Consider the following 26,048-nt stretch of genomic DNA (forward strand, 5'->3'; position numbering starts at 1 on the left):
AGTCACAGCAACTTGCGGAGTGTTTTCAGATTTCGAGAGGTGGTGACCGCCTTGTACCGACCGGACCCGGGCTTCTTCCCCAGCGCGCTGTCCAGTGTGCTGCCCTTCTCGACCTGCCAGTACAGGACCCCCGCACCCGGTGCGGCGCACTCGATGTCACTGTCGAGACTGTCCGCATCCGCGGCCAGGGCGTCGAGAACATCGGGGTCGGACACGAACACCACATAGGAATGCCGGTCCTCGCGGTCTCCGAAGGGGTAGGCCGCCACGATGTCCGCCACCCGCGACTGCTCGACGACAAAGGTGTAGGCGTCGTACCCGAAGCGCTCGGTCAGCGCGCTTTCGAGGGCGGGTTTCAGCGACGCGGCATCGTCGTCGGAGTCGAACAGCACATTGCCCGACGCGAGCACGGTGCGGACGTCGCGATGTCCCGCCGCGGAGAACAACTCCGCCAGATCGGCCATCTTGATCCGGATACCGCCGACGTTGATCCCGCGCAGGAAAGCCACGTACCGAGTCATGCGGTTCACGGTAGTTCTCCCGCGGCGGGCCGGGAGTCCGATAGGCGGTGGTCGCACGGCGGCAGACGGCACGGGGTCCGTGCGTCGTATCCCCGCGGGCGCGCGCTACGCTGTCCGGGCGGACGAGTTGGCCGGGCGACCGCGGAACAGGGAACCGGCACCGGACGGTGTCAGGCCCTGCGTCGAGGAAAGTCCGGACTCCACAGAGCAGGGCGGTTGTTAACGGCAACCCGAGGTGACTCGCGGGACAGTGCCACAGAAAACAGACCGCCTGCCCCTCGCGGGCAGGTAAGGGTGAAACGGTGCGGTAAGAGCGCACCAGCACCCCGGGTGACCGGGGTGGCTAGGTAAACCCCGCCCGGAGCAAGGTTGAAGGTCGCATCGCTGCGCGGTGCGTCTGCGCAGGTGCTCGAGGGCTGCTCGCCCGAGCCTGCGGGTGAACCGCTCGAGGTACCCGGCAACGGTGTGCCCAGATGGATGGTCGCCACCCCGCTTCGGCGGGGGACAGGATCCGGCTTACAGGCCGACTCGTCCGCCCTGCATCCCTGTCCCACCCCGCCGACGCGCGTGCCCGCCCCGGTCGGTCGACGGCATCGCCGCCGCCGGGAGTCGCTCAGAGCGGTCCGACGACCAGCAGGTGGGCCCAGTACGAGGCGGACTCGGGGCCTACATAGGGCAGCAGTGCATCGAAAAGGATGTACGACACGTGTGATCTCCTTCGGTCGGTGACGATCTTGTGGTCCGGCCGACGCTACCAGCTGCGCCGGTAGCCGAGTTTCGCCGAAACCGCGCCCGATATACCGGGTATCGCGCCGCTGTTCGGGCACACTGGGGCCATGAGTGACGACGGTTGGTATTTCGATGTGAAGACCGGCAAGGTGACCCAGGGCAAAGATCCCAGCGCCCTCAACCGCATGGGTCCGTACCCCGACCGGGAGACCGCCATGCGGGCCCTCGACATCGCTGCCGCCCGCAACAAGGCAGCCGACGACGCGGACGACGAATGGAACAAGTGATCGCGCGACGAGGAGCCCCGCCGCTTTGGTGACCACACCCATCGTCGTCGCACCGGAGATCGATTTCACCGGTGTCCGCGCCGAGTTCGGCCTCGTCGACGAATTCCCCGACGAGGCGCTCGCAGAGGCCCGGACGGCGACCGACAGATTCGCTTCGGAGCGCGACGATCGCACAGATCTGCCCGTGGTGACGATCGATCCACCCGGTTCGATGGACCTCGACCAGGCACTCCACCTCGAGCGCACCGACACCGGATTCGTGCTCCACTACGCGATCGCCGACGTGTACGCGGTCGTCGAACCCGGCGGTGCGCTGGATCTCGAGACGCACCGCCGCGCGCAGACCTTCTACCTTCCCGACGGGTCGGTGCCGCTGCACCCGCGGGTGTTGTCGGAGAACGCGGCCAGTCTGCTCCCGGGCGCGGTGCGACCGGCCGTGTTGTGGCGCATCGAGATGGACGAGTACGCAGAGCCCGTCGCAATCTCCGTGTCGCGGGCCCGCGTCCGCTCGGTGGCGCGACTCGACTATGCCGGTGTGCAGCGCGATGCCGATGCGGGCACCCTCCATCCGTCGATCGCGGCGCTACCCGAGTTCGGGCGGTTGCGCGAAGTCGCGGCGCGGGCACGGGGCGCGATCGAACTGAGACTCCCCGAGCAGGACGTGGTCGAAGACGGTGACGGCTGGCGACTCGACATCGAACCGCGCACCGAGGCCGACGACTGGAATTCGCATGTGTCGTTGCTGACCGGAATGTGCGCGGCGCGCATCATGATCGACGCGAAGACCGGGCTGCTGCGCACGTTGCCGCCCGCCGATCCCGACGCTGTCGCCTCTCTCCGCCGAACCGCCTGTTCGCTGGGCGTCGAGTGGCCGGGCGACATGTCGGTGGGCGCCTTCCTCGCCGGTCTCGACGCGAATCTGCCCACCACGCTCGTTCTCATGAGCGAGGCGCCGACGCTGCTGCGCGGCGCGTCCTACGTCGCATTCGACGGGGAACTGCCGGAACTGACGGTGCACGGCGCGATCGGCGCCGCCTACGCGCATGTCACCGCGCCGCTGCGCCGGCTGTCCGACCGCTACGCCACCGAGGTGTGCCTTGCGGTGTCCTCGGGTACCGAGTTGCCCGGCGATGTGCGCGACACCCTGGGTCTGCTGCCGAAGATCATGTCCTCGTCCGATTCGCTCGCCGGCAAGGTCGGGCGCGCGTGCATCGACCTCGCCGAAGCGGTCGTGCTGTCGTCGCGGGTGGGGGAGACCTTCGACGCCACGGTCCTGAAGGACGCCACCGAGCGACGCGACGCCGAGATCTTCATCCCGTCGGAGACGGTGATCGCGCAATGCACCGGCACACCCGCGGAGGGACAGCGCGTCACGGTCCGCCTGGTACTCGCCGACCCGGCGTCCCGGAGAGTGCAGTTCGCCTGTGAACCCTGATCGGACCGTCGGGCGCCGACCGCTCGCGGCGATCACGGCGGTCGTGGTGGTCGCCGTGGCTCTTGTTGCCGCGACCGTGTGGTGGAGTGCCCCCAACAGGTTGTTCCCCTGGGACAGTGCATCGTTCCCGGACGTGGACACGTCGGCGCTGTCACCGACGCAGGTGCAGATCGTCGAGTTGCTCGAGGATCAGCACGACGCGCAACGGCCCGGGACGTTCTACTCCGAGGGCGTCCGGGAGCCGTGGTGTGCGGACTTCGTCAGCTGGATCATGCGGGAAGCTGGTGTGCCCCTGGCTAATCCGCATTCCGGTCACTGGCGTATCCCGGGGGTGTACACGCTCGGGGAGTACTACGAGCAGACCGGCCGCTTCGAACCCTCCGGATCGGGCTACCGCCCCGCCGTCGGCGACGTGGTGCTCTACCACAGCTCACTCGGATTCGGGCAGCGTGAACACACCAACATCGTGATCGCGGTGGAGGGCAGCACCGCAACCACCGTGGGCGGCAACGAGTTCGGTAAGATTCGCGTCCACACCCTCGATTGGGAGGGCGACGGCGCCGTGGTCGGTTTCGGGCGGTTGCCCGCCTGAACCGGCGGCGGACTACCGGAACCGGTCCGTGGCCTCCAGGAGTTCATGGGTGATACCGGGTTCGGTTGCCGCGTGACCGGCATCGTCGACGATGCGCAGATCGGACTGCGGCCAGGCCCGATGCAGATCCCATGCGCTGCGCGCCGGACACACGACGTCGTAGCGGCCCTGCACGATCACCCCGGGAATGCGGTGCAGCAGATGCGCGTCGCGCAGAATCTGACCGTCCTCGAGAAAACCACGGTGGTAGAAGTAATGGTTCTCGATCCGCGCGAACGCGAGGGCGAACCGGGGTTCGGAGGTCTCCGCGACGCGGTCGGGATGGGGTAGCAGCGTGCTCGTGGCGCCTTCCCACGTCGACCATGCGATCGCGGCGTCCAGTGCCACGTCCGGGTCGGGGGAGTGCAGCAGACGGTGATAGGTGTCGACGGGATGCTCCCCGGGTTCCGCCGCGGCGAGTGGTGCGGTGAATCCCTCCCACAGATCGGGGAACACCTCTCCCGCACCGCCGTTGTAGTACCAGTCGATCTCGCTGCGCCGCAGCAGGAAGATTCCGCGCAACACCAGTTCGGTGACGCGGTCGGGGTGTCGCTGGCTGTAGGTGAGCGCCAGGGTCGATCCCCACGAGCCACCGAAGACGAGCCACTGCTCCACACCCAGGTGAGTGCGCAGCCGTTCGATATCGGCGACCAGATGGTCGGTCGTGTTGACCGACAGGTCTGCCCCGTCTGCGACGTGCGGGAGCGATCGGCCGCACCCGCGCTGATCGAACAACACGATGCGGTAGGCATCGGGATCGAAGAACCGGCGCTGCATCGGCGACACGCCGCCGCCGGGCCCGCCGTGCAGGAACACCGCCGGCTTGCCCGCGGGGTTACCGCTGACCTCCCAATACAGGTGCTGACCGTCACCGACGTCGAGCATGCCCTGCTCGTACGGTTCCAGCGGCGGATACAGCTCGCGGCGCTCGTTCATCAGAAGCCGACGAGACCGGATGCGAGATCGGGGATTTCGAGTGCGGTGACCGCTTCCTGCCGCACCTCGGGGCACTGCTCGGACGTGATCGTGTCGATCCGTCCCCGATCACCGGCAAGTGCGAGAAGGTCGACGCCGTTGGCCCCGGCCCATTCGCCGATGAGGATGTTGAGCCCACCGCGGCCGACCGACGGGGTGTACGTGCGCCACGGCGACAGTTGCGCCTCCAGCCGGGTGCACAGGTCTTCCGCCTGAGCGTCGGTGACGCCTGCCCCACCGGACTGCGGAGATCGCGTCGCCGAGGAGGTCGCCTGGGTGGACGACGACAGTTCTGTGCTGGAACCGGTCTGCCCGGACTCGGGCGCCGGAGCGCATGCCCCGAGAACGCCGATCATGGCGGCTGCGACGGCGGCCGCAGCCGGCACCTGTCGGAATCGGTTCATGGATGTACACCTCGTCTGTCGGGGCTCGCGTCGTGGTCGCCGTCGAGTGTGCCACCGAATCCTGATGGGGTGGTGAGGCCGCCCCGCCGGAACCGGGGGACGAACGTCACACAACGGCAAGCCCTTCCGCGGCGCACCGCAGGAAGGGCTTGTCGTTTGTGCCTAGGGCGTCTGCTCAGAACGAATGCTCGGGACCGGGGAACGTGCCTTCGGCGACCTCGTGCGCGTACTGGGACGCTGCGCGACGCAGTTCGTCCCCGACAGCACCGAACTTCTTGACGAACTTCGCGGTCTTGCCGCTGGTGTAGCCCGCCATGTCCTGCCACACGAGAACCTGCGCGTCGCATTCGCTTCCGGCGCCGATGCCGACCGTCGGGATGGTGAGCTTGCCCGTGACCTGACCGGCCAGTTCGGCAGGCACCATCTCCATCACGACGGAGAATGCGCCGGCTTCCTGAACCGCCATCGCGTCGGCGACGAGCTGCTCGGCACCGTCACCGCGGCCCTGGACGCGGAACCCGCCGAGCGTATTGACCGACTGTGGGGTGAAACCGATGTGCGCCTGCACGGGGATGCCGGCCGCGGTGATCGCCGCGATCTGCGGGGCGACCCGTTCGCCGCCTTCGAGCTTGACGGCGTGGGCGCCGCCTTCCTTCATGAACCGGATGGACGTCGCGAGAGCCTGTTCGGGAGACGCTTCGTAGCTACCGAACGGCAGGTCCGCGATGACGAGGGCGTGCGGCGCGCCCCGCACGACGCCACGGACCAGCGGGAGCAGTTCGTCGACGGTGACCGGAACGGTGGTGTCGTAGCCGTAGACGACGTTCGCTGCGGAGTCGCCCACGAGGAGGACCGGGATCCCGGCTTCTTCGAAGATTCGGGCCGAGGAGTAGTCGTAGGCGGTCAGTTCCGCCCAGCGGCGGCCTTCGGCCTTCATCGCCTGCAGGTGATGGACTCGAGTCTTGCGCTTGGGGGTATCGGCGGGAGCAGCGCCGCCGTATACGGACGTCATGTTGTCGGACATCGCTGTCCCTTTCTGCCTCGAGGCCCTAGGGGTCCCCGGGTTGGGTGATGACCGTCTCAGTCTGCCACCGCCGGTCGCTGCACAAGGACCACGTGGCGGTGCGATTGGTCACAGCGTCGGCACTCTGTCGGCGCATGGGACGATCGACGGGTGTCGATGTCCCCCCGTATGCACGTTCTCCGTCTCGTGTCGCTCGCTGTTGTCGCAGGTCTCGCCGTCCTGGGCTGCTCGGCGCCGGGCACCGGCACGCAGCCGCCGTCGGATGTCGCGGTACCGGGCGAACTCGAGAAGTTCTACCGCCAGGCCGTGCGGTGGGAGTCGTGCGCGGGATACGGAACCGACGGTCGCTACCTTGCCCTCAACGGTGTGGAGTGCGCCCGGATCACGGTGCCGCTCGATTACGACGATCCCGACGGACAGACCGTCTCGCTCGCGTTGTCGCGGTCCCGGGCCGGTGGGGACCGGATCGGTTCACTGCTGACGAACCCCGGCGGGCCGGGCGCGTCGGGGTTGTCGCTCGCGCTGGCCGGGGACGGCACCCCGCTCGCCGAGCGCTTCGACGTCATCGGGATGGATCCGCGGGGGATCGGGGCCTCCGATCCGCAGGTCGTGTGCCGCACGGACGCCGAGACCGATGCCGATCGCGCCCTCGACCCCGGCGACACCAGCAGCGAGGGCATCGCGCGAGCCGAGAAACTCAACCGGGAGTACGCGGATCTGTGCGCCGAGCGCACCGGGGCGGAGGTGCTCGCGCATGTCGGGACCCGCGAGGTGGTGCGCGACATGGATGTCGTGCGCGGGGTACTCGGCGACGATCAGCTCACCTACCTCGGCTACTCGTACGGCACCAGGCTCGGCGCGGAGTACGCCGCAGCGTTTCCCGATCGCGTGCGGGCGATGGTGCTCGACGGTGCCATCGACCCGGATCAGGATCCCGTCGAGGAGATCGTGTTGCAGGCGGAGGGCTTCCAGCGCGCGTTCGAGGAGTTCGCGCGCTACTGCGCCGACTACGACGGATGCCCGCTCGGCGACGATCCTGCGGCGGCAGTGGACCGGTTCCGCGCCCTCGTCGGCCCGCTGCTCGACACACCCGCGCCCACCACCGACCCCCGCGGCCTGAGCTACGGCGACGCGATCACCGGGGTCCAGCAGGGGCTGTACTCACCGACCTTGTGGGGCTCGTTGCGCGGCGGACTGGACTCCCTTGCGAGCAGCGGTACCGGCGACACGCTCCTGCGGCTCGCCGACCTGTACGAGGGTCGCGGCGACGACGGCACCTACAGCAACATCACCGCCGCGTTCGACGCGGTGCGATGCGTCGACGACATCCCCGTCACCGATCGGGCCCTCGCCGGAGAACTCGACACCCGGTTCCGTGCGGCGGCGCCGTTCCTCGACGACGGGCGCGGCAACGGTTCCGCCGCGCTCGACACGTGCGCTTTCTGGCGCGTCCCGCCCACCGTGGACGACGAGGACGCGGAGCTGTCGGGTCTGGCTCCCGTGCTCGTGGTGTCCACTACCGCCGACCCCGCGACCCCGTATCTCGCGGGAGTCGAGCTCGCGGGTCATCTCGGCGGCGCGCTGCTGAGTTTCGACGGGACCCAGCACACGGTGGTACTCGACGGCGAGAAATGCGTCGACGACGCTGTGACCAGGTATTTGATCGATCTCGAAGTCCCTGAAACCGATCCTCACTGCTGAGTCCGGCACAATGTGAGCGACACGCCACTGTCCCAACGCGCGTATGTAACACGGAATTAACGGATGGTGCCTACTCTCGCGGATATGGATCGCCAGAAGGAGTTCGTGCTCCGCACCCTCGAAGAGCGCGACATTCGGTTCGTTCGTCTCTGGTTCACCGATGTCGTCGGCACCCTGAAATCCGTGGCGATCGCCCCGGCCGAACTCGAGGGAGCCTTCGAAGAGGGCATCGGGTTCGACGGTTCGGCCATCGAGGGATTCTCCCGGATCTCGGAAGCCGACATGGTCGCCCGCCCCGACGCGACAACCTTTCAGGTGCTGCCGTGGACCGACGACCGGGGCCACCAGTACTCCGCGCGCATGTTCTGCGACATCACCATGCCGGGTGGTACGCCCAGCTGGGCCGATCCGCGGCACGTGCTGCGGCGTCAGCTCAACAAGGCGTCCGACCTCGGCTTCAGTTGCTACGTGCATCCCGAGATCGAGTTCTTCCTCGTGGAGAACGGCGAAGAGGGTGCCCCGCCGGTGCCCGCCGATACGGGCGGCTACTTCGACCAGTCCGTCCACCGGTCCGCCCCGCACTTCCGGCGCCACGCCATCGACGCGCTCGAGTCGATGGGCATCTCGGTGGAGTTCAGCCACCACGAGACGGCTCCCGGCCAGCAGGAGATCGACCTGCGATACGCCGACGCGCTGTCCATGGCGGACAACGTCATGACCTTCCGCTACGTGGTCAAGGAGATCGCGATGCAGGAGGGCGTGCGCGCGACGTTCATGCCGAAGCCCTTCCGCGAGCACGCGGGCTCGGCCATGCACACCCACATGTCGCTGTTCGAGGGCGAGACCAACGCGTTCCACGACCCCGACGACCCGCTGCAGCTCTCGGCGACCGGCAAGGCGTTCATCGCCGGCATCCTCGAGCATTCCGGCGAGATCAGCGCCGTCACCAACCAGTGGGTCAACTCCTACAAGCGTCTCGTGCACGGCGGCGAAGCACCGACCGCGGCGTGCTGGGGACCGTCGAACCGCTCGGCTCTCGTCCGTGTCCCGATGTACACGCCCAACAAGGCGTCGTCGCGCCGGGTGGAGATCCGCACCCCGGACTCCGCGTGCAACCCGTACCTGTCGTTCGCGTTGCTGCTCGCGGCAGGCATGCGCGGCATCGAGAAGGGATACGAACTCCCTCCCGAGGCCGAAGACGACGTGTGGTCGCTGACGTCGGCGGAGCGTCGCGCGATGGGGTACCGCGAGCTGCCCACCGATCTCGACATCGCGCTTCGCGAGATGGAAAAGTCCGAGCTGGTCGCCGAAACGCTCGGCGAGCACGTGTTCAACTATTTCCTGCGGAACAAGTGGCGTGAGTGGGAGAACTACCGTAGCCAGGTCACGCCGTTCGAGCTCGAGCAGTACCTGGGGCTCTAATCGGCCGGCGATGGCGGATGATGTGGTGGTGAAACCGCCGACTTCTCGTTCCACTGTCCCGGCTCCCGGTCGGCTCGGCCTCGTCGAGCCGACCGCGCCAGAAGAGCTGCAACGGCTCGGCTGGAACGACGCCGACAGCGTCGAACTGCTGTGGGCGCTGTCCCGCGCCGCCAATGCGGATCTGGCGCTGCGGACCCTGGCGCGCCTCGCAGACAGTCTCGGTGACGAAGGCTGGGCCGAACTCGATGCCGCGCTGCGTGCCGACAAGGGCCTGCGCGGCCGGCTGTTCGGCCTGTTCGGGGCGTCGTCCGCGTTCGGTGACCACGTGGTCGCGAATCCTGCCTGCTGGCGGCTGCTCGAAGGTTCCCTGGATCTGCCGGACAAGCACACCTTCACCGCGAGGATGCTCGACAGCGTCGGCGGGTATCCCGAGCCGGGCGGTCGCGTCGGCCGCCTGCTCTACCGCGCAGAGATCACCGGTCCCGCGGCAGTTGCGGCCTTGCGGACCGCCTATCGCGACCAGCTCATGATCATCGCGGCGGCCGACCTCGCCGCGACCGTCGAGAACGAGCCGGTCGTTCCGTACCTCGAGGTCGGGGCGCTGCTCGCCGACCTCGCCGACGCCGCCCTCACCGCGGCTCTCGCGGTCGCCGTGACGACGGTGGTTCCCGACGAGCCGTGCCCGATCCACCTGGCGGTCATCGCCATGGGTAAATGCGGAGCGCGGGAACTGAACTACGTGAGCGATGTCGACGTGGTCTTCGTCGCCGAACCCGCGGATGCGCGCGCAAGCCGGATCGCGGGCGAAATGATGCGTATCGGCACCTCCGCCTTCTTCGAGGTCGATGCCGCGCTGCGCCCGGAAGGCAAGAGCGGTGAGCTGGTGCGCACCCTCGAGTCGCACATCGCGTATTACAACCGGTGGGCCAAGACGTGGGAGTTCCAGGCGCTCCTCAAGGCCCGGCCGATGGCCGGCGACTTCGATCTCGGCCGCCGGTACGTCGAAGCGCTGAGCCCGATGGTGTGGACAGCCTCCGAGCGCGAGGACTTCGTCCCGGAAGTCCAGGCGATGCGCCGGCGCGTCGAGGACCTGGTGCCCGCAGAACTGCAGGAACGCGAACTCAAGCTCGGCCGCGGCAGCATCCGCGACGTCGAATTCGCCGTCCAGTTGCTCCAACTCGTACACGGCCGCGTCGACGAGTCGCTGCGGGTCCCGAACACGGTGGAGGCGCTCGGTGCGCTCGCCGACGGTGGCTACATCGGCCGCGACGACGCCGCGAACCTCCGCGCGTCGTACGAGTTCCTCCGGTTGCTCGAGCACCGCCTCCAGCTCCAGCGACTCAAGCGCACCCACACGCTGCCGCCCGTGGACGACCGGGAGGCGCTGCGCTGGCTCGCCCGTGCGTCGCACATGCGTGCGGACGGGCGGAAGGATGCGCTCGGCGTGCTCGAATCCGAGATCAAGCGCAACTCGTCGCGGGTGCGGAAACTGCACGCGAAACTGTTCTACCGGCCGTTGCTCGAGTCGGTGAGCAAGCTCGACAAGGAGGCCGTACGGCTCTCGCCCGACGCGGCCGTCCGTCAGCTCGCCGCCCTCGGGTACAGCGCGCCCTCGCACGCGCTCGACCATCTGACAGCCTTGTCCGGCGGCGCGTCCCGTAAGGCGCGGATCCAGGCGATGCTGCTTCCGCAACTGCTCGAATACCTCGCCGACACAGTCGATCCCGACGCCGGACTGCTGGCCTACCGCCGTTTGTCCGACGCGCTGTACGACACCGTGTGGTTCCTGCGGGTGCTCCGCGACGAGCCGGCGGTGGCGGAACGCCTCATGACGGTGCTCGGATCGTCGGCGTACGTGTCGGACCTGCTCGTGAAGTCGCCCGAGGTGCTGCGCTTGTACGCCGACGGCCCGAACGGTCCGAGGTTGCTCGAACCGAAGCCTCCGGAAGTCGCCCGCGCGCTGGTCGCGTCGTCGTCCCGCTACGGCGACCCGGCGCGTGCGATCCTCGCCGCCCGCTCGTTGCGCCGCGCCGAACTGGCCCGGATCGCGAGTGCGGACATCCTCGGGATGCTCGACGTCCCCCAGGTGTGCGAAGCACTGTCGACGGTGTGGTCCGGGGTGCTCGAGGCCGCACTCACCGCCGTCATTCGCGCGTCGGAAAGCTCACGGGGACCGGCCCCCGCGCGCATCGCCGTGATCGGGATGGGTCGTCTCGGAGGTGCCGAACTGGGCTACGGCTCCGACGCCGATGTGCTGTTCGTCTGTGAACCGCACGCGGACGCCGACGACACCGACGCCGTGAAATGGGCGACGACCGTTGCCGAACAGGTCCGCAAGTTCCTCGGCGCGCCGAGCACCGATCCGCCGCTCGAGGTCGACCTGAACCTGCGGCCGGAAGGCCGCAGCGGACCGCTGGTGCGCACGCTCACCTCCTATGAGGCGTACTACACCCAGTGGGCCGAGGTGTGGGAGGTGCAGGCGCTCCTGCGGGCGCACGCTGTCGCCGGCGACCCAGACCTGGGCACGCGCTTTCTGCGCATGATCGACAAGGTCCGCTACCCGGAGGGCGGCCTGTCCCAGGAGGCGGTCCGCGAGATCCGCCGGATCAAGGCACGCGTCGATTCGGAGCGTCTGCCCCGCGGAGCCGACCCCGCCACCCACACGAAGCTGGGCCGCGGTGGACTTGCCGACATCGAATGGACGGTGCAGTTGCTGCAGTTGCAGCACGCGCACCACATCGAGGCGCTGCACAACACGTCGACGCTCGAGACCTTGGACGCGATCGGTGCGGCCGAGTTGATCAGCGCCGGGGATGTGGAGTTGCTGCGCGACGCGTGGATCACCGCCACCAGTGCACGCAACGCATTGGTGCTCGTCCGGGGCAAGCGCGCCGACCAATTGCCCGGCCCGGGAAGGCTTCTCACGGCAGTCGCGAGAGTGACGGGGTGGCAGGGCGAAGACGCCTCGGAGTATCTCGACCACTACCTGCGCGTCACCCGTCGTGCGCGGGCAGTGGTCGAGCGGGTGTTCGGTGCCTGACGGCAGCCGGGGTCAGTCGCAGAAAACGACCAGAGCGACCCCGCGCCAGACCTCCGTCTCGGTCTTGTCCCACTCTTCGTCGTCGGCGTCCCACGAGTATTCGACCTCGGTGTCGTAGCCGCGGTCGCGCTGCTCGGTCACGTTGCAGTTCCGCAGGGTGCTGCCCGAGCGGCTGAGAATGATGTACTCGACGCCGGCCTCGGACAATGTGGCTTCGGCCTGTTCCTGGGACATTCCGACGGTCGAGATATCGGTCTGGGCACCGGCCACACCGGCGCCGATACTGCTTACGAGCAGGGCGGCAGAGCATGCCGCAGCACTGAGGATGTTTCTGCGCATCACGGTCTCCTTCGGGAGACATGTCGTTCGGAGTACTCGGCCGGGCACGGGCCCGGGTTCGGCAGGGCCGAACGCGCAGGACGGTCTCGCACGACGACCGGATACGCAACGACAGGCGTCGCGTCGGCAACGGACGCGGCGACCGGAGAATCGGGTGCCGTGACGCAGGCGGCGTATCCCTGTCTTTGCCCCGACGCAAAGAAAACGTTCTCCATCACCCGAGGCGTGATCGAAGTCACCCTCACGGCACTACAAGGGTACGCCGGTGCGGCGGGTCCCCGCGGTGCTTCGCCTCAGCACCGGCCGCACGACTCCCACACGACGAAGCCACCCGCCGAAGTACGACGGGTGGCTTCGGTGTCGCGGTGCCGTCCGGCGGCACCGTTCCCGGACGGCTCAGGCCAGATCGAACCGATCGAGATTCATCACTTTGGTCCACGCCCTCACGAAGTCCTGCACGAACTGCGGCTGCGCGTCGTCGGTGCCGTATGCCTCCGACAGCGCCCGCAGCTGCGCGTTCGCGCCGAAGACCAGATCGACCGCGGTCGCGGTCCATTTGACCTCACCGTTGCCGCGGGCCCGGCCTTCGTACACGCCCTCCGACGACTCCGAAACCTGCCACTCCGTGCCCATGTCGAGCAGGTTGCGGAAGAAGTCGTTGGTGAGCACTTGCGGTCGGTCGGTGAACACACCGTGTGTGCTGCCACCGTGGTTCGTGCCCAGTGCGCGCAGGCCACCGACGAGTACGGTCATCTCCGGCGCGGTCAACGTCAACAGGTTCGCGCGGTCGAGCAGCAGCTTCTCCGGCGGAAGCTTCTCACCGACCTGAAGGAAATTGCGGAACCCGTCGCTTTTCGGTTCGAGCACCGAGAACGACTCGACGTCCGTCATCTCCTGGGACGCGTCCGTCCGGCCGGGCGAGAACGGCACCGTGATGTCGTGTCCGGCCTCCTTGGCTGCCTTCTCGACGGCGGCACTACCGGCGAGCACGATCAGGTCCGCGAGCGAGACCTTCGTGTTTCCCGTTGCCGAGGCGTTGAAGTCGTCCCGGATGCGTTCGAGCACCGGCAACACCGCGTTCAGCTGGGCAGGTTCGTTGGCCTCCCAGTTCTTCTGCGGCTCGAGGCGGACGCGTGCGCCGTTCGCGCCGCCGCGCATGTCGGTGCCGCGGAAGCTCGCCGCCGACGCCCATGCGGTGGCCACCAACTGCGGGATGGTCAACCCGGAGTCGAGGACCGTGCGCTTGAGCGACGCGATGTCGTCGTCGCCGATCAGCTCGTGATCGACGTCGGGCACCGGGTCCTGCCACAGTTGCGGCTCCGGGATCCACGGCCCGAGGTACCGCGAGAGCGGTCCCATGTCGCGGTGCAGCAGCTTGTACCAGGCCTTGGCGAACTCCGCTTCGAGTTCTTCGGGGTGGTCGAGCCAGCGCCGGGTGATCTCGCCGTAGATGGGGTCGTATCGCAGCGCGAGGTCGCTCGTGAGCATCCCGGGTGCATGTTTCTTCGACGAGTCGAACGCATCGGGCACGACATCAGAGCCGGCGTTGTCCTTCGGGGTCCACTGCCAGGCGTCCGCAGGACTCTTGGTCTTCTCCCATTCGAACCCGTACAGCATTTCGAGGAACGTGTTGTCCCACTTCGTGGGGGTGGGTGTCCAGGTCACCTCGATGCCACTGGTGATCGTGTCGGGCCCCGTGCCCGTGCCGTACGAGTTCTTCCAGCCGAGGCCCTGTTGTTCCAGCGGCGCAGCCTCGGGTTCGGGACCGAGATTGTCGGCGGGCGCAGCACCGTGCGTCTTTCCGACGGTGTGGCCCCCGACGATCAACGCGGCGGTCTCGACGTCGTTCATCGCCATGCGGGCGAACGTCTCACGAATGTCGCGGCCCGACGCAAGGATCTCCGGATTACCGTTCGGGCCTTCCGGATTGACGTAGATCAGGCCCATCTGGACGGCGCCCAGCGGGCCCTGCAGTTCGCGCTCGTCGGCATAGCGCTCGTCGCCGAGCCAGGTGTCTTCCGGACCCCAGAACACCTCGTCGGCTTCCCAGATGTCCTCGCGGCCGAACGCGAACCCGAAGGTCTTGAAGCCCATCGACTCGTATGCACAGTTGCCGGCGAAGACGATCAGATCCGCCCACGACAGGCTGCGACCGTACTTCTGCTTGATCGGCCACAGCAGGCGACGCGCCTTGTCGAGACTGACGTTGTCGGGCCAGCTGTTGAGCGGTGCGAAACGCTGGGCGCCTTTTCCGCCGCCGCCTCGGCCGTCGGCGATGCGGTAGGTGCCGGCGGAGTGCCAGCTCATGCGGATGAAGAGGCCGCCGTAGTGCCCGAAGTCCGCGGGCCACCAGTCCTGGGAGTCGGTCATCAGCGCGATGAGGTCCTGGCGGAGCGCGTCGACGTCGAGCTTCTCGAATTCTTTGCGGTAGTCGAAGTCCGGGGCCATCGGGTTGGCCATGGGTGAATGCTGGTGCAGTACTTGGAGGTCCAGTTGATCCGGCCACCAGTCCAGGGTGGTCCTGGGACGGTGGGGTTGTGGCTTGGGGGTGGGGACTGCCGGGTTTTCGCTTTCGGACACTGCGGGTTCCTTCCGGATCTGGGTGGATCGGACAGATTCAGGGCTGTGGTCGCGAAGCTGTCGATGAGGAGCAACCGGGGCACAGACCCCAGAAGACGACCTCGGTTTCGTCTACGGTGAAACCGCCGTCGTCGTACCCGGTGAGACAGGGTGTGTCACCGGTCGCGCTGTTCACGTCTGCAATGACTCCGCATGCCCGGCAGACGAGGTGGTGATGGTTGTCGCCGACGCGGGCCTCGTACCGCGCATAGGATCCCGACGGCTCGATCCGCCGGAGCATCCCCCGTGACGTCATCGCGTGGAGTACGTCGTAGACGGTCTGGCGAGAAATGCCGGGAAGCGCGGTGCGCACCGTGTCGAAGATCGTCTCGGCGTCGGCGTGCGGGTGAGTACCGGCGGCGTCGAGGACAGCAACTCGCTGGCGCGTCACGCGGAGACCTGCTGCGCGCAACTGCTGTGCTGCTTCCCTCGAGGTGGGCACCAGACCACTATGACCCACGTTTCTGGAATGAGTCGCGATTTCGGCCGATCCGTCGCACAAGCAGCCGGCGTGGTCGCGCTCAGCCCTGGCTGTGGGTCCGGACTGCCGCAGCGGCCAGTCGGCGTCCGGTCTCGATCGGCGCCGCCGGCCGGCCGCGGAGGAACGCTACGAGGGTGCCGTTGTAGGCCATGAGCACCTCGTCGGCCAGATCCTGGGCACGTGCCCCGGCCAGAGGGCGGGAGAAGTGCAGAAGCCGGGTGGTGAGGAGTTCGGTGTCTGCGGAAAGGATCCGGCGGATGTCGTCCGTCGCGTCGGGAAGTTCGGTGGCGGTGGCCAGGAAGGCGCACCAGCGCCCGGGAGCGCCGCGTGTGTCGCGGTAGTCGGCAAGGGCGTCGAACAGCGCCAACAACCGCGACGTGTCGTCGTCGGCCGCGATGATGTGCTGGTCCCATGCGGCCTGCCAGTCCGCCAGCCGTAGCCGCAATACCTCGGCGATGAGCGCGTCCTTGCTGCCGAACTGCGCATACAACGTCGCTGCCGAGACTTCGGCCCGTCGCAGCAACTCGTCCACGGACGTGGCGCGGATGCCGCGGTCGAACAGCATGCTCTCGGCCGCGTCGAGCAGTCGGGTGCGCGCGGGGGATCGCTCGGTTACGGACACCATCCCACTGTAACGCTCGTTCTGACAGAAGCACCGTTCCGGAGTAGTGTAACGGGCGTTCTGATTCAGGCTCGGTCGGAGGTGTGATGCGAACCCTCGTGGTCAGCGGCATGGCTCTGATCGCGGCGACCTACGGGTTGGCGCGCTTCGGCTACGGACTCTTCCTCCCACGCTTCACCGAGACTTTTCAGATGGGGTCCACCCTCGCCGGGGCCGTTCAGGCGGGAAGCTTCCTCTCCTATTGCTGTGCGGCTCTCGCTGCCACACGTCTCGGTGATCGCCCCCGCCTGGTCGTGGTCTGCGCCGGAGCGACGGCAACCCTGGGAGCCGCAGGCGTTGCGCTGGCACCGCACGTCGGCCTCTTTGCGCTGGGCGTAATCGTCGCCGGGGCCGGTGCCGGGTTCGCGACTCCGGGGCTCGTCACTCTCATCGAACGCAACGTCGCCGCCGCGCGACAGGAGAACGCGCAGACCATCGTCAACGCCGGCACCGGCGCCGGAATCGTCGTCGCGGGCATCCTTCTGATCCTGACCGCCGGGCACTGGCGTGTCGGATGGCTGGTCATCGCGCTCGCCGCCGGGCTCGCAACGGTCGCAACCCTGCGCGCGGACCGGTCGACGCCGCGTCGCCGCCGGTCCGCTCGTCCGTCCCGGGTGAAAGCCGACGACGTGGCGGCCCTCGCCCGTCCGCTCGTGGGCGCGACGCTGGCCGGTGCGTCGAGCGCCGCGATCTGGACCTTCGGGCGCTCGGTGATGGCCGATTCCGGAGCAGGCGACGAGACCTTGTCCATCGCGGCCTGGATGGTCCTCGGGGCATTCGGGATACTCGGCGCCGCCGCGGGGAAGATCGTGCAGACCTGGAGTCTGCGAATTGCCTGGGTCGCCACGGCCGCGGTCATGGCGACGGCGACCGTCCTGCTCGGGTCGGCTCCCGGCACACCACCCGCGGCGTACGTCTCCGTGGCAGCGTTCGGGGCAAGTTACACCGCGATGAGCGGGGTGCTCATCGTCTGGGCAGTGCGCGTGGTACCAGATCTCGCCGCTGAGGGGACTGTCGTACTGTTCATCGCCCTGGCGGTCGGGCAGGCGGCCGGTTCGGTAGCGCTCGGAGTGCTGGTGGGAGCGTCACCGGTCCTCGCCTTCGCCGTTGCCGGCGTGCTCGGGATCCTCGCGGTGCTGCCGGCCGTTCGCTACCCCGCCGCAGCAGGCTCGAGGCGCACGCCGCGATGAGCGTGGGGATCACCGGTCGGTGTCGCCCTGGAAAGCGGGGATCACCTCGTTCGCGAACAATTCCGCGTATTCCATGAACCTTTCGGCGGGCAGTCCGGCGGGCATCATCATCATGAAGTGCTCGAACGGCATGCGGTCCTGCATCTTCCTGAACTTGTCCACCGCCCGGTCGGGTGTGACGATCTGCGGAATGCCGCTGTGCTTGAACTGTTCGAGACTCATGGGTTCGAGCACGGGGTCGCTCATGCCGATGGCCTTGTCCTCGTCGAGCCAGGCACCGTAGCTGTTGTTGATGTAGTGGTAGTGCGGCGCGAGTTCCTCCATCGCCTTGTCCGGGTCGTTCGCCACCGCGAAGAACAATCCCTGGATGCGGATTCCACCGCCCGCGGGGTCCTTTCCCTGTTGCCGCAGTTTCTCGGCGTAGAGGTCGCTGAACTCTTCGTTGCCGAAATAACCGTCGGCGTACTTCGCCACCCGTTCGAGTGCCTTGTCTGCGAAACCCCCGATGTAGAGCGGGATCCGTCCACCCACCGGTGGCGGCATGATCTTCGCGTCCTTCGCAGTGAAATGTCTCCCTTCGACATTCACGGTCTCACCCGCCCACAAAGCGAGAACGATCTGCAGGAGCTCGTCGAATCGCCGTCCACGCGTGGAGAAGTCGAGTCCGAGCGCGTCGTACTCACGACGTCGGTAGCCGAGCCCGAGGGCGATCTCCACGCGACCACCAGAAATGATGTCGAGAATCGCGGTGTCCTCCGCGAAACGGACCGGGTGGTAGAGCGGCGCAAGTGCGACGGCCGACCCGAGCCGAAGAGTCGTGGTGCGCGCAGCGATGGCCGCGAGCGTCAGCAGCGGTGAAGGTTGGTAACCGTCGTCGGCACCGTGATGCTCCGGCACCCATGCGCCGGTGAAGCCGACGCTCTCCGTCCAGGCGATCACGTCGAGCGTCTCGGCGTAGAGGTCACTCCACGGACGCTCCCACGCGGGAGGGTTACGGAAGTCGTAGAGATAGCCGAAAGTCAGCTTGCGAGTCATCGGGAGTCCCCTCACACCTGGTGGAGTGAGCACCATAGGGCAATCCTCTAAATGATTACAAGACTTGCCTATGCGGGGGTTCGTCCGGTACGTACAGCGAGCAGATACACCGACCATCACCGATGATGGCGGTATGGAGCATGCGAGCACACCCGTCGTCGACACCGTCCGCGAGTCGTACTCGGCCAGATCCCAGGAGTATGCGGATCTCTTCGGCTCCGTGGCGTCGGCGCATCCGTTGGACCGGGCGCTGATCGGTAGCTGGGCCGACACCGTCTCCGGTCCCGTACTCGACGCCGGATGCGGCCCGGGTCAGTGGACGGATTTCATGGCCGCGCGCGGACTGGCCGTGAGCGGCGTCGATCTCGTTCCCGAGTTCGTCGAGCGCGCTCGTAAGCACTATCCGGATCTCTCGTTCGAGGTCGGCACCTTGGACGCAGTGGACGTTGCGGCGAAGTCGCTGGGAGGTGTGCTGTCCTGGTACTCGCTGATTCACCACAGTCCGAAGGACATCCGGACTCCGCTCGCCGAATTTGCACGCGTAATCCGGCCGGGCGGTGGGCTTTTGGTGGGCTTCTTCACGGGACCCACCCTCGAGGCCTTCGAACATGCTGTGACAACCGCCTATCGGTGGCCTGCCGCCGAACTCGGCCAGGAGTTGGACAGGGCCGGCTTCCGGACCGTGGAGACCCATACACGCACCGGGAGCGGCCACAGGCCCCTCGCCGCGATCATCGCGATCAGAAAGGCTGCAGGATAACGAAACTGGTCCGCTCGCCCGACGTGGGGCAAGCGGACCAGTTCTCGAAACTACCGCGGAAGTCTTGCTGACGACACGCTCCCAGGGGAGTGTTCGGCCGTCAGCGCATCACGAGACTCAGCAGTCGAAGTACAGCTGGAACTCGTACGGGTGCGGGCGCAGGTTGACCGGAGCGATTTCCTGCTCGCGCTTGAGCGAGATCCAGGTCTCGATCAGGTCGGTGGTGAACACGCCACCCTCGGTGAGGTACTCGTGGTCGGCCTCGAGGCGGTCGATGACCGCGTTGAGCGACGTCGGAGCCTGCGGGATGTTCTTGGCCTCCTCCGGCGGAAGCTCGTAGAGATCCTTGTCGACCGGAGCCATCGGCTCGATCTTCTTCTTGATGCCGTCCAGGCCGGCCATCATCTGCGCGGCGAAGTTCAGGTACGGGTTACCCGAGGAGTCGGGCGCGCGGAACTCGAGGCGCTTGGCCTTCGGGTTGTTGCCCGTGATCGGGATACGGACCGCGGCCGAACGGTTGCGCTGGCTGTAGACGAGGTTGATCGGCGCCTCGTAGCCCGGCACCAGACGGTGGTACGAGTTGATCGTCGGGTTGGTGAACGCGAGCAGCGACGGCGCGTGGTGCAGGATGCCGCCGATGTACCAGCGGGCGAGGTCGGACAGACCCGCGTAGCCGGACTCGTCGTGGAACAGCGGCTTGCCGTCCTTCCACAGCGACTGGTGCACGTGCATGCCCGAGCCGTTGTCGCCGAAGAGGGGCTTCGGCATGAAGGTGGCGGTCTTGCCGTTCTTCCACGCGGTGTTCTTGACGATGTACTTGAACAGCTGCAGGTCGTCGGCAGCCGAGAGCAGCGTGTTGAACTTGTAGTTGATCTCCGCCTGTCCGCCGGTGCCGACCTCGTGGTGGGCGCGCTCGAGCTCGAAGCCCGCGAGCTGCAGGTTGGTGGAGATCTCGTCGCGCAGGTCCACGTAGTGGTCGTACGGCGCAACGGGGAAGTAGCCGCCCTTCGGGCGAACCTTGTAGCCGCGGTTCGGGGTGCCGTCGGCGTTGTAGTCCACACCGGTGTTCCAGGCGCCGGAGATGGAATCGACCTCGTAGAACGAGCCGTTCATCTTGGAGTCGTAGGAGACGGAGTCGAAGATGTAGAACTCGGCCTCGGCGCCGAAGTACGCGGTGTCGGCGATGCCGGTGCTGACCAAGTACTCCTCGGCCTTGCGCGCGACGTTGCGGGGGTCGCGGGAGTACGACTCGCGAGTGAAGGGGTCGTGGACGAAGAAGCTCACGTTGAGCGTCTTGGCGGCACGGAAGGGATCGATACGCGCGGTGGTCACGTCCGGAAGCAGGAGCATGTCCGACTCGTGGATGGACTGGAAGCCACGCACGGACGAGCCGTCGAAGGCCAGGCCGTCCTCGAAGACGTCCTGATTGAACGCCTTCGCCGGGATCGAGAAGTGCTGCTCGATGCCGGGCAGGTCGGTGAAGCGGATATCCACGTACTCGACGTTTTCGTCCGCGATGTACTTGATGACCTCTTCGGCCGTGGTGAACGCCACGCTTGTGCTCCTTCAGTCGGTGCGCGCCATGGTGCTGGGGCGCCTGCGTCGGATCAGACGGTATGGACCTGGTGTTGCCCGCCCATCAAACCTATGTTTCGACGGTGTTACGGCTCGCATTGCCCCTGCTGTCAGGGCAGAAACGTGGTAGACGTCACCGCCGGTGCATGGGATCGTGGTGATCCGCAGCGACCAGCCTATCCTGGACGTATGGCACGTATGACGGGCAGTTGGCTTTCCGGACCTTCCGCGGCGCTCCCGAAGGGGCAGCAGGAAGAGCAGGCGTACTCCGGCGAACTGCTCGGTCTTCCCCAGCACGGACCCGGGTCTCTCGTGTCGACGGCGCGCCGTGTGCTGGCATTGTCGCTCGACTGGTTCCTGTCGATGGCGATCGCGGCGAGCCTGGTCGGCGAGAACCCGCTCGAAAGCTCCCGCCTCTCGGGATACACGTTGATCATCTGGTTCGTCGTCGGCGTCGTGACCGTCGCGCTGTTCTCGTTCACCCCCGGCCAGTTCCTCGCCGGGGTGCGCGTCGCTCGCGTGGACGCGCCCGTCCGGGTCGGTATCGTCCGGGCGCTCGCACGCCAGATGCTGATCGTGTTCGTCGTCCCCGCGACCGTCACCGACGTCGACGGCCGCGGCCTGCACGACCGCGCGACCGGTACCGCGATCGTCCGCGCCCGCTAGACGTCCCTGACCGCACCGAAAAGCCGCCCCGATCAGTGGATCGAGGCGGCCTTTGCGTGGAACGGAGGGAATGCGGGGTCAGCGGCGACGGATCGTGCGCTGCACGCTGCGCATCTTCGCGCCGGCGGGCAGCGGACCCTTCGGCATGGCCGGTCCGGTCTTCTTGGTGCTCAGCGCCGAGAGACGACCCTCGATGGTGTCCATACGCTTGGTGTCGATGTTGCGGGGAAGCTTCGACAGGTGCTTCTGGAGCTGCGAGAGCTTGACCTGTCCTTCGTCGTTTCCGACGATCACTTCGTAGATCGGCGTGTCGCCGACGAGGCGGGAGACGCGCTTCTTCTCCTGAGCCATGAGGCCCCGGACCCGGCCGGGGTTGCCTTCACCGACGAGAATCACGCCGGGGCGGCCGATGACGCGATGGACCGCGTCGAGCTGCGTCGTCCCCGCGACCGCCTGGGTGACGCGCCATGCGCCCTGAAGGTTGTCCAGTGCCCAGGCTGCTGCGCCGGCCTGTCCGTCGGCCTTCGTGTACACCGACTTCTGGACGCGGCGCCCGAAGATGATGAACGCGAGAAGCACGCCCACGAGAATTCCGATGGGCAACAGGAACCACTGGATCCCGAAGATCAAACCGATGAGGAAGAACACGACGATCGATGCGACGAGCGTCCCGATCATCCACGGAAGGAGAAGCTTGTCTTCCTTGCGCTGAATCTGGAACGCCTGCCACAACTGGCCGCGACGCTCCTTCGACGCCTGCTTCCGTGCGGCTTTCGCCGCAGCCTTCGCTTCCTTGTCGCTGCTACTGCCCTTGGCCATACCCACAAGGATACGGCCCCGGTGGTGGCGCATTCGCCACCACCGGGGCCGACCGGACAGCGTCGCCGATCCGGAGCGTCAGCTACCGAATCGGGCGAGGACTGCGCCCGCCTCTTGCGATGCGGTGCCTTCCTCGGCGAGGTGCGCCTGTGCTGCGGGCAGTTCGCGGCCGTGATGGGCCATGGCCTGCGCGTAGAGACGGCCGGCGCGGTACGACGAGCGCACCAGCGGACCGGCCATCACGCCGGCGAACCCGATGGAGCGGGCGGTGTCGGAGTGCGCTACGAACTCTTCGGGCTTGACCCACCGCTCGACGGGATGGTGCCGCGGCGACGGCCGCAGGTACTGCGTGATGGTGATGATGTCGCACCCGGCGTCGTGCAGGTCGTGCAGCGCCTGGGTGACCTCCTCGGGCGTCTCGCCCATTCCGAGGATGAGGTTCGACTTGGTGACGAGACCGAATTCGCGGGCCGCGGTGATCACGTCGAGCGACCGCTGGTAGCGGAAAGCCGGGCGGATGCGCTTGAAGATCCGCGGCACCGTCTCGACGTTGTGAGCGAGCACCTCGGGACGGGACTCGAACACCTCGCGCAGGAGGTCGGGCTTGCCGTTGAAGTCGGGGATGAGGTTCTCGACACCGGTGCCGGGGTTGAGTTCGTGGATCTGCCGCACGGTCTCGGCGTACAGCCACGCGCCGCCGTCGGGGAGGTCGTCGCGGGCAACGCCGGTGATCGTCGAGTATCGAAGGCCCATCGCCTGAACGGATTCGGCGACACGGCGCGGTTCGTCACGGTCGAGTGCCGCGGGCTTGCCGGTGTCGATCTGGCAGAAGTCGCAGCGCCGCGTGCACTGTTCACCACCGATCAGGAACGTCGCCTCACGGTCTTCCCAGCATTCGTAGATGTTGGGGCACCCGGCCTCTTCGCAGACCGTGTGCAGGCCCTCGCGTCGTACAAGGCCTTTGAGCTCGGTGTATTCCGGGCCCATCTTCGCCCGGGTCTTGATCCAGTTCGGTTTACGTTCGATCGGCGTCTGAGCGTTTCGGGTCTCGATCCGCAGCAGTTTGCGTCCTTCTGGGGCCACAGTCACGTCCTCGATCGTACGCTCGCGCTCACACCGTGACCCGGTCGGGGAGCGCCGCCGGTCAGAACTGCACAGTGGTGAATTCCGGGGCGCGTGAGGAGCCTTCGGCCGCGGCGGCGGCCTCCTCGAACGTGACCCGGTCGATGTCCGATGTGGTGACGGGAATCCGTCCGTCGAGCGCGTCGAGCACGGCCTCGGTCACCGCCGGGGTGACGTCGTCGATCGTGATCTCCCTGCCGAGTTCCCCGGTCAGTGACGCGACACCGGCGTCGCGGATTCCGCACGGCACGATCGAGTCGAACGCATCGAGCCTGGAATTGCAGTTGAGCGAGAAGCCGTGCATCGTGACGCCGCGCTGCACGCGGATCCCGATCGCAGCGATCTTCCGCTCGGGCACCCACTGCCCGTCGCGCAGTTCCCCGGGCAGCCATACCCCGGAGCGTCCCTCGATGCGACCACACGTCAGTCCCAGGTCGGTGCACACCGTGATGAGTGCCTGCTCGATCCGGCGTACGTACCCGACGACGTCGATGGGCTCGGCGAGCTTGATGATCGGGTATCCGACAAGCTGGCCGGGACCGTGCCAGGTGATCTTTCCGCCCCGGTCGACGTCGATCACGGGGGTGCCGTCGGTGGGACGGTCGCCGTCCTCGGTGCGCCGGCCCGCGGTGTAGACCGCGGGGTGTTCGAGCAGCAGCAGGGTGTCGGACCCGGTGCCGTCGGCGCGGGCGTTGAGGATCTCCCGCTGCCGCTCCCACGCCTCGAGGTACCCGATCGACCCGAGATGCACCACGGTGACCGGCGCGGTATCGGAACGGGCGGACGCGGTGGGGTTGCTCATGTATCCGGACTTTACGCCGGTCGGGTCGAAGCGGAACGGCCCGTACCGCGACCGCACGACGAAAAACGGGGGCGCCGTCGCAATGACGGCGTCCCCGCTATCCGTGGAGCACGAATGTGATCTTCAGTCGATCACAGACCGAGGATCACAGACCGAGGTCGGCCTCGAACGCGGCTTCCTCGAGACGATGCTTGATCGTCGTCAGGAACCGGCCGGCATCGGCGCCGTCGATGAGACGGTGATCGTAGGTGAGCGGCAGGTAGCACATCGACCGGACGCCGATCGACTCGTTGCCGGTCTCGTCGGTCACCACCACGGGGCGCTTGACGATCGCGCCCGTACCGAGCATCGCGGCCTGCGGCGGCACGAGGATCGGGGTGTCGAACAACGCGCCCTGGCTTCCGATGTTGGTGATCGTGAACGTGCCGCCGGCCAGCTCGTCGGGCTTGAGACCGCCGCTGCGCGTGCGCTTGGCGAGATCGGCGATGGCCCGTGCGAGCCCTGCCAGCGACAGGTCGCCGGCGTTGTGGATCACGGGGGAGAGCAGACCCTGCTCGGTGTCCACAGCGATGCCGAGGTGCTCCGCAGCGTGGTACGTGATCTCCTTCTTGCCCTCGTCGAACGACGCGTTGACGTTCGGGTGCGCACGCAGCGCCTCGACGACAGCCTTCGCGAAGAACGGCAGGAAAGTGAGGTTCACGCCCTCACGCTCGGCGAACGACTTCTTCGCCTGGGCCCGCAGCTGGGCGATCTTGGTCATGTCGACCTCGAAGGTCTGCGTGAGCTGCGCCGTGGTCTGCAGCGACTCGACCGTCTTCTTCGCCGTGATCTGACGGATCCGGTTGACCTTCTGCGTGGTACCGCGCAGATCGGCCAGTTCGGGACGCACACCCGGTGCGGCACCGGACGGTGCGGCCGGAGCGGACTTCGCGGGAGCCTTCTCCTCGGCGGCCGGAGCCTTCTTCGCCTCCGCGGCAGCAAGCACGTCCTGCTTGCGGATTCGGCCACCGACACCGGTGCCCTTGACCGTGGCCAGGTCCACATCGTTCTCCGCGGCGAGCTTGCGCACGAGGGGAGTGACGTACGGGCTGGACCCGTTCGACGAGTCGCCGGACGAGGACGCCACAGCCTGCGGAGCCGGAGCCGACGCAGCCTGCTCGGCCTTCGGAGCGGCCGGCGCGGAAGCCGCGGGCTTGCTCTCGGCAGGCTTCTCGGCGGCCTTGGGCGCCTCCTGCTTGGGAGCTTCTTGCTTGGGAGCTTCCTGCTTGGGTGCAGGCTTCGCCTCGGGTTCGGCGGGCTTCTCGGCGGGGGCCTCGGTGCCGATGACGGCGAGCTGTCCGCCGACCTCGACAGTGTCGTCCTCCTGCGCGGTGATCTCGGTGAGGATACCGGCGACGGGGGACGGGATCTCGGTGTCGACCTTGTCGGTGGAGACCTCGAGGAGGGGTTCGTCGGCGGCCACTTCGTCGCCGACAGCCTTGAGCCACCGGGTGACGGTGCCTTCGGTGACGGACTCGCCCAGTGCGGGCATGGTGACCGGGGTGCCTTCGCCGCTGCCACCGGAAGCAGCCGGAGCGGACTGCTCGGGCTCGGACGGCTCCGACTCGGACGGCTCCGACTCGGACGGCTCGGGTGCCGCTTCCTCCGAGGGAGGCGTGGACGCAGGCGCGGCGGCGGGCTTCTCGGCGGGGGCTTCGGTGCCGATGACGGCGAGCTGTCCGCCGACCTCGACGGTGTCGTCCTCCTGCGCGGTGATCTCGGTGAGGATACCGGCGACGGGGGACGGGATCTCGGTGTCGACCTTGTCGGT

At 67.4% G+C, this 26,048-nt stretch carries 23 protein-coding genes and 1 other RNA gene; 10 read left to right on the top strand and 14 right to left on the bottom strand.

The genetic code is table 11. The features are described 5' to 3' along the window. Positions 1-2: 2 nt before the first annotated feature. Positions 3-521, bottom strand: a complete 519-nt coding sequence (locus ACLQ3J_RS19975) for a DUF1697 domain-containing protein (RefSeq protein ID WP_425904219.1) — start codon at positions 519-521, stop codon at positions 3-5. A gap of 123 nt (positions 522-644) precedes the next feature. Here ACLQ3J_RS19975 and rnpB point away from each other — a divergent pair. From rnpB to ACLQ3J_RS19995, 4 genes are all read left to right on the top strand, one after another. Next, an RNA gene (rnpB, locus tag ACLQ3J_RS19980) (RNase P RNA component class A) lies at positions 645-1,056 on the top strand. 301 nt (positions 1,057-1,357) lie between these two features. Beyond that, positions 1,358-1,537 carry a hypothetical protein gene (locus tag ACLQ3J_RS19985; RefSeq protein ID WP_169620231.1) on the top strand — a complete coding sequence of 60 codons (180 nt, stop codon included), beginning with the start codon at positions 1,358-1,360 and terminating at the stop codon, positions 1,535-1,537. 25 nt (positions 1,538-1,562) lie between these two features. Beyond that, positions 1,563-2,972, top strand: a complete 1,410-nt coding sequence (locus ACLQ3J_RS19990) for an RNB domain-containing ribonuclease (RefSeq protein ID WP_296549591.1) — start codon at positions 1,563-1,565, stop codon at positions 2,970-2,972. Further along, positions 2,962-3,564, top strand: a complete 603-nt coding sequence (locus tag ACLQ3J_RS19995) for a CHAP domain-containing protein (protein WP_425904221.1) — start codon at positions 2,962-2,964, stop codon at positions 3,562-3,564. Before ACLQ3J_RS19990 ends, ACLQ3J_RS19995 begins: the two co-directional genes overlap by 11 nt. Before the next feature lie 12 nt (positions 3,565-3,576). On the opposite strand, the gene pip is transcribed toward ACLQ3J_RS19995, so the two are convergent. The 3 genes from pip to panB all read right to left on the bottom strand — a co-directional run bounded on the left by pip (position 3,577) and on the right by panB (position 6,006). Beyond that, entirely contained in the window at positions 3,577-4,539 is a 963-nt protein-coding gene (pip, locus tag ACLQ3J_RS20000) for a prolyl aminopeptidase (protein ID WP_296549590.1), read from the bottom strand. Then, positions 4,539-4,982: a hypothetical protein gene (locus ACLQ3J_RS20005; protein ID WP_425904222.1), complete on the bottom strand. Its 444-nt coding sequence runs from the start codon at positions 4,980-4,982 to the stop codon at positions 4,539-4,541. Before ACLQ3J_RS20005 ends, pip begins: the two co-directional genes overlap by 1 nt. Positions 4,983-5,157: 175 nt before the next feature. After that, positions 5,158-6,006: a 3-methyl-2-oxobutanoate hydroxymethyltransferase gene (gene panB / locus ACLQ3J_RS20010; protein ID WP_169620226.1), complete on the bottom strand. Its 849-nt coding sequence runs from the start codon at positions 6,004-6,006 to the stop codon at positions 5,158-5,160. 156 nt (positions 6,007-6,162) lie between these two features. Between panB and ACLQ3J_RS20015 the strand changes: the two genes are divergently transcribed. From ACLQ3J_RS20015 to ACLQ3J_RS20025, 3 genes are all read left to right on the top strand, one after another. Beyond that, positions 6,163-7,707, top strand: coding sequence for an alpha/beta hydrolase (locus tag ACLQ3J_RS20015; protein WP_425904240.1), 1,545 nt, complete (start codon positions 6,163-6,165; stop codon positions 7,705-7,707). Positions 7,708-7,791: 84 nt separating this feature from the next. Next, positions 7,792-9,129 (top strand): glutamine synthetase family protein, encoded by a 1,338-nt coding sequence (locus ACLQ3J_RS20020; RefSeq protein ID WP_296549588.1) that lies wholly within the window; start codon positions 7,792-7,794, stop codon positions 9,127-9,129. Positions 9,130-9,154: 25 nt separating this feature from the next. Then, a complete protein-coding gene (locus ACLQ3J_RS20025; RefSeq protein ID WP_425904241.1) occupies positions 9,155-12,169 on the top strand; it encodes a bifunctional [glutamine synthetase] adenylyltransferase/[glutamine synthetase]-adenylyl-L-tyrosine phosphorylase in 3,015 nt (1,004 codons plus the stop codon). Between the two features lie 12 nt (positions 12,170-12,181). Here the strand turns inward: ACLQ3J_RS20025 and ACLQ3J_RS20030 are convergent, their stop codons facing one another. The 4 genes from ACLQ3J_RS20030 to ACLQ3J_RS20045 all read right to left on the bottom strand — a co-directional run bounded on the left by ACLQ3J_RS20030 (position 12,182) and on the right by ACLQ3J_RS20045 (position 16,233). Continuing rightward, complete coding sequence (locus tag ACLQ3J_RS20030; protein ID WP_425904224.1) at positions 12,182-12,508, bottom strand: hypothetical protein; 327 nt, start codon at positions 12,506-12,508, stop codon at positions 12,182-12,184. Positions 12,509-12,904: 396 nt separating this feature from the next. Further along, positions 12,905-15,088, bottom strand: coding sequence for a catalase/peroxidase HPI (katG, locus tag ACLQ3J_RS20035; RefSeq protein WP_425904225.1), 2,184 nt, complete (start codon positions 15,086-15,088; stop codon positions 12,905-12,907). Positions 15,089-15,125: 37 nt separating this feature from the next. Continuing rightward, positions 15,126-15,569: a Fur family transcriptional regulator gene (locus tag ACLQ3J_RS20040; RefSeq protein WP_425904226.1), complete on the bottom strand. Its 444-nt coding sequence runs from the start codon at positions 15,567-15,569 to the stop codon at positions 15,126-15,128. Between the two features lie 79 nt (positions 15,570-15,648). Next, a complete protein-coding gene (locus ACLQ3J_RS20045) occupies positions 15,649-16,233 on the bottom strand; it encodes a TetR/AcrR family transcriptional regulator (RefSeq protein WP_425904227.1) in 585 nt (194 codons plus the stop codon). Positions 16,234-16,316: 83 nt separating this feature from the next. On the opposite strand from ACLQ3J_RS20045, the gene ACLQ3J_RS20050 reads away from it, so the two are divergent. Next, positions 16,317-17,459 (top strand): MFS transporter, encoded by a 1,143-nt coding sequence (locus ACLQ3J_RS20050; RefSeq protein WP_425904228.1) that lies wholly within the window; start codon positions 16,317-16,319, stop codon positions 17,457-17,459. 9 nt (positions 17,460-17,468) lie between these two features. Here ACLQ3J_RS20050 and ACLQ3J_RS20055 read toward each other — a convergent pair whose 3' ends face one another. Next, a complete protein-coding gene (locus tag ACLQ3J_RS20055; protein ID WP_425904229.1) occupies positions 17,469-18,494 on the bottom strand; it encodes an LLM class flavin-dependent oxidoreductase in 1,026 nt (341 codons plus the stop codon). A gap of 133 nt (positions 18,495-18,627) precedes the next feature. Between ACLQ3J_RS20055 and ACLQ3J_RS20060 the strand changes: the two genes are divergently transcribed. Next, complete coding sequence (locus ACLQ3J_RS20060) at positions 18,628-19,254, top strand: class I SAM-dependent methyltransferase (RefSeq protein WP_425904230.1); 627 nt, start codon at positions 18,628-18,630, stop codon at positions 19,252-19,254. 117 nt (positions 19,255-19,371) lie between these two features. Here the strand turns inward: ACLQ3J_RS20060 and glnA are convergent, their stop codons facing one another. Next, complete coding sequence (gene glnA, locus ACLQ3J_RS20065) at positions 19,372-20,808, bottom strand: type I glutamate--ammonia ligase (protein WP_169620220.1); 1,437 nt, start codon at positions 20,806-20,808, stop codon at positions 19,372-19,374. Positions 20,809-21,018: 210 nt separating this feature from the next. On the opposite strand from glnA, the gene ACLQ3J_RS20070 reads away from it, so the two are divergent. Then, entirely contained in the window at positions 21,019-21,495 is a 477-nt protein-coding gene (locus ACLQ3J_RS20070) for an RDD family protein (protein ID WP_169620219.1), read from the top strand. 78 nt (positions 21,496-21,573) lie between these two features. On the opposite strand, the gene ACLQ3J_RS20075 is transcribed toward ACLQ3J_RS20070, so the two are convergent. From ACLQ3J_RS20075 to sucB, 4 genes are all read right to left on the bottom strand, one after another. After that, positions 21,574-22,314, bottom strand: coding sequence for a DUF4191 domain-containing protein (locus tag ACLQ3J_RS20075; RefSeq protein WP_169620218.1), 741 nt, complete (start codon positions 22,312-22,314; stop codon positions 21,574-21,576). A 78-nt stretch (positions 22,315-22,392) separates the two neighbouring features. Further along, complete coding sequence (lipA, locus tag ACLQ3J_RS20080; RefSeq protein ID WP_169620217.1) at positions 22,393-23,403, bottom strand: lipoyl synthase; 1,011 nt, start codon at positions 23,401-23,403, stop codon at positions 22,393-22,395. A gap of 55 nt (positions 23,404-23,458) precedes the next feature. Further along, complete coding sequence (gene lipB, locus ACLQ3J_RS20085; protein ID WP_169620216.1) at positions 23,459-24,238, bottom strand: lipoyl(octanoyl) transferase LipB; 780 nt, start codon at positions 24,236-24,238, stop codon at positions 23,459-23,461. Between the two features lie 145 nt (positions 24,239-24,383). Next, on the bottom strand, positions 24,384-26,048 hold a 1,665-nt coding region (sucB, locus tag ACLQ3J_RS20090), incomplete at its 5' end, for a 2-oxoglutarate dehydrogenase, E2 component, dihydrolipoamide succinyltransferase (protein ID WP_425904232.1).

Origin of the sequence: Rhodococcus sp. DT1, from assembly GCF_049844875.1 — a bacterium.
Classification (GTDB): Bacteria; Actinomycetota; Actinomycetes; order Mycobacteriales; family Mycobacteriaceae; genus Rhodococcus.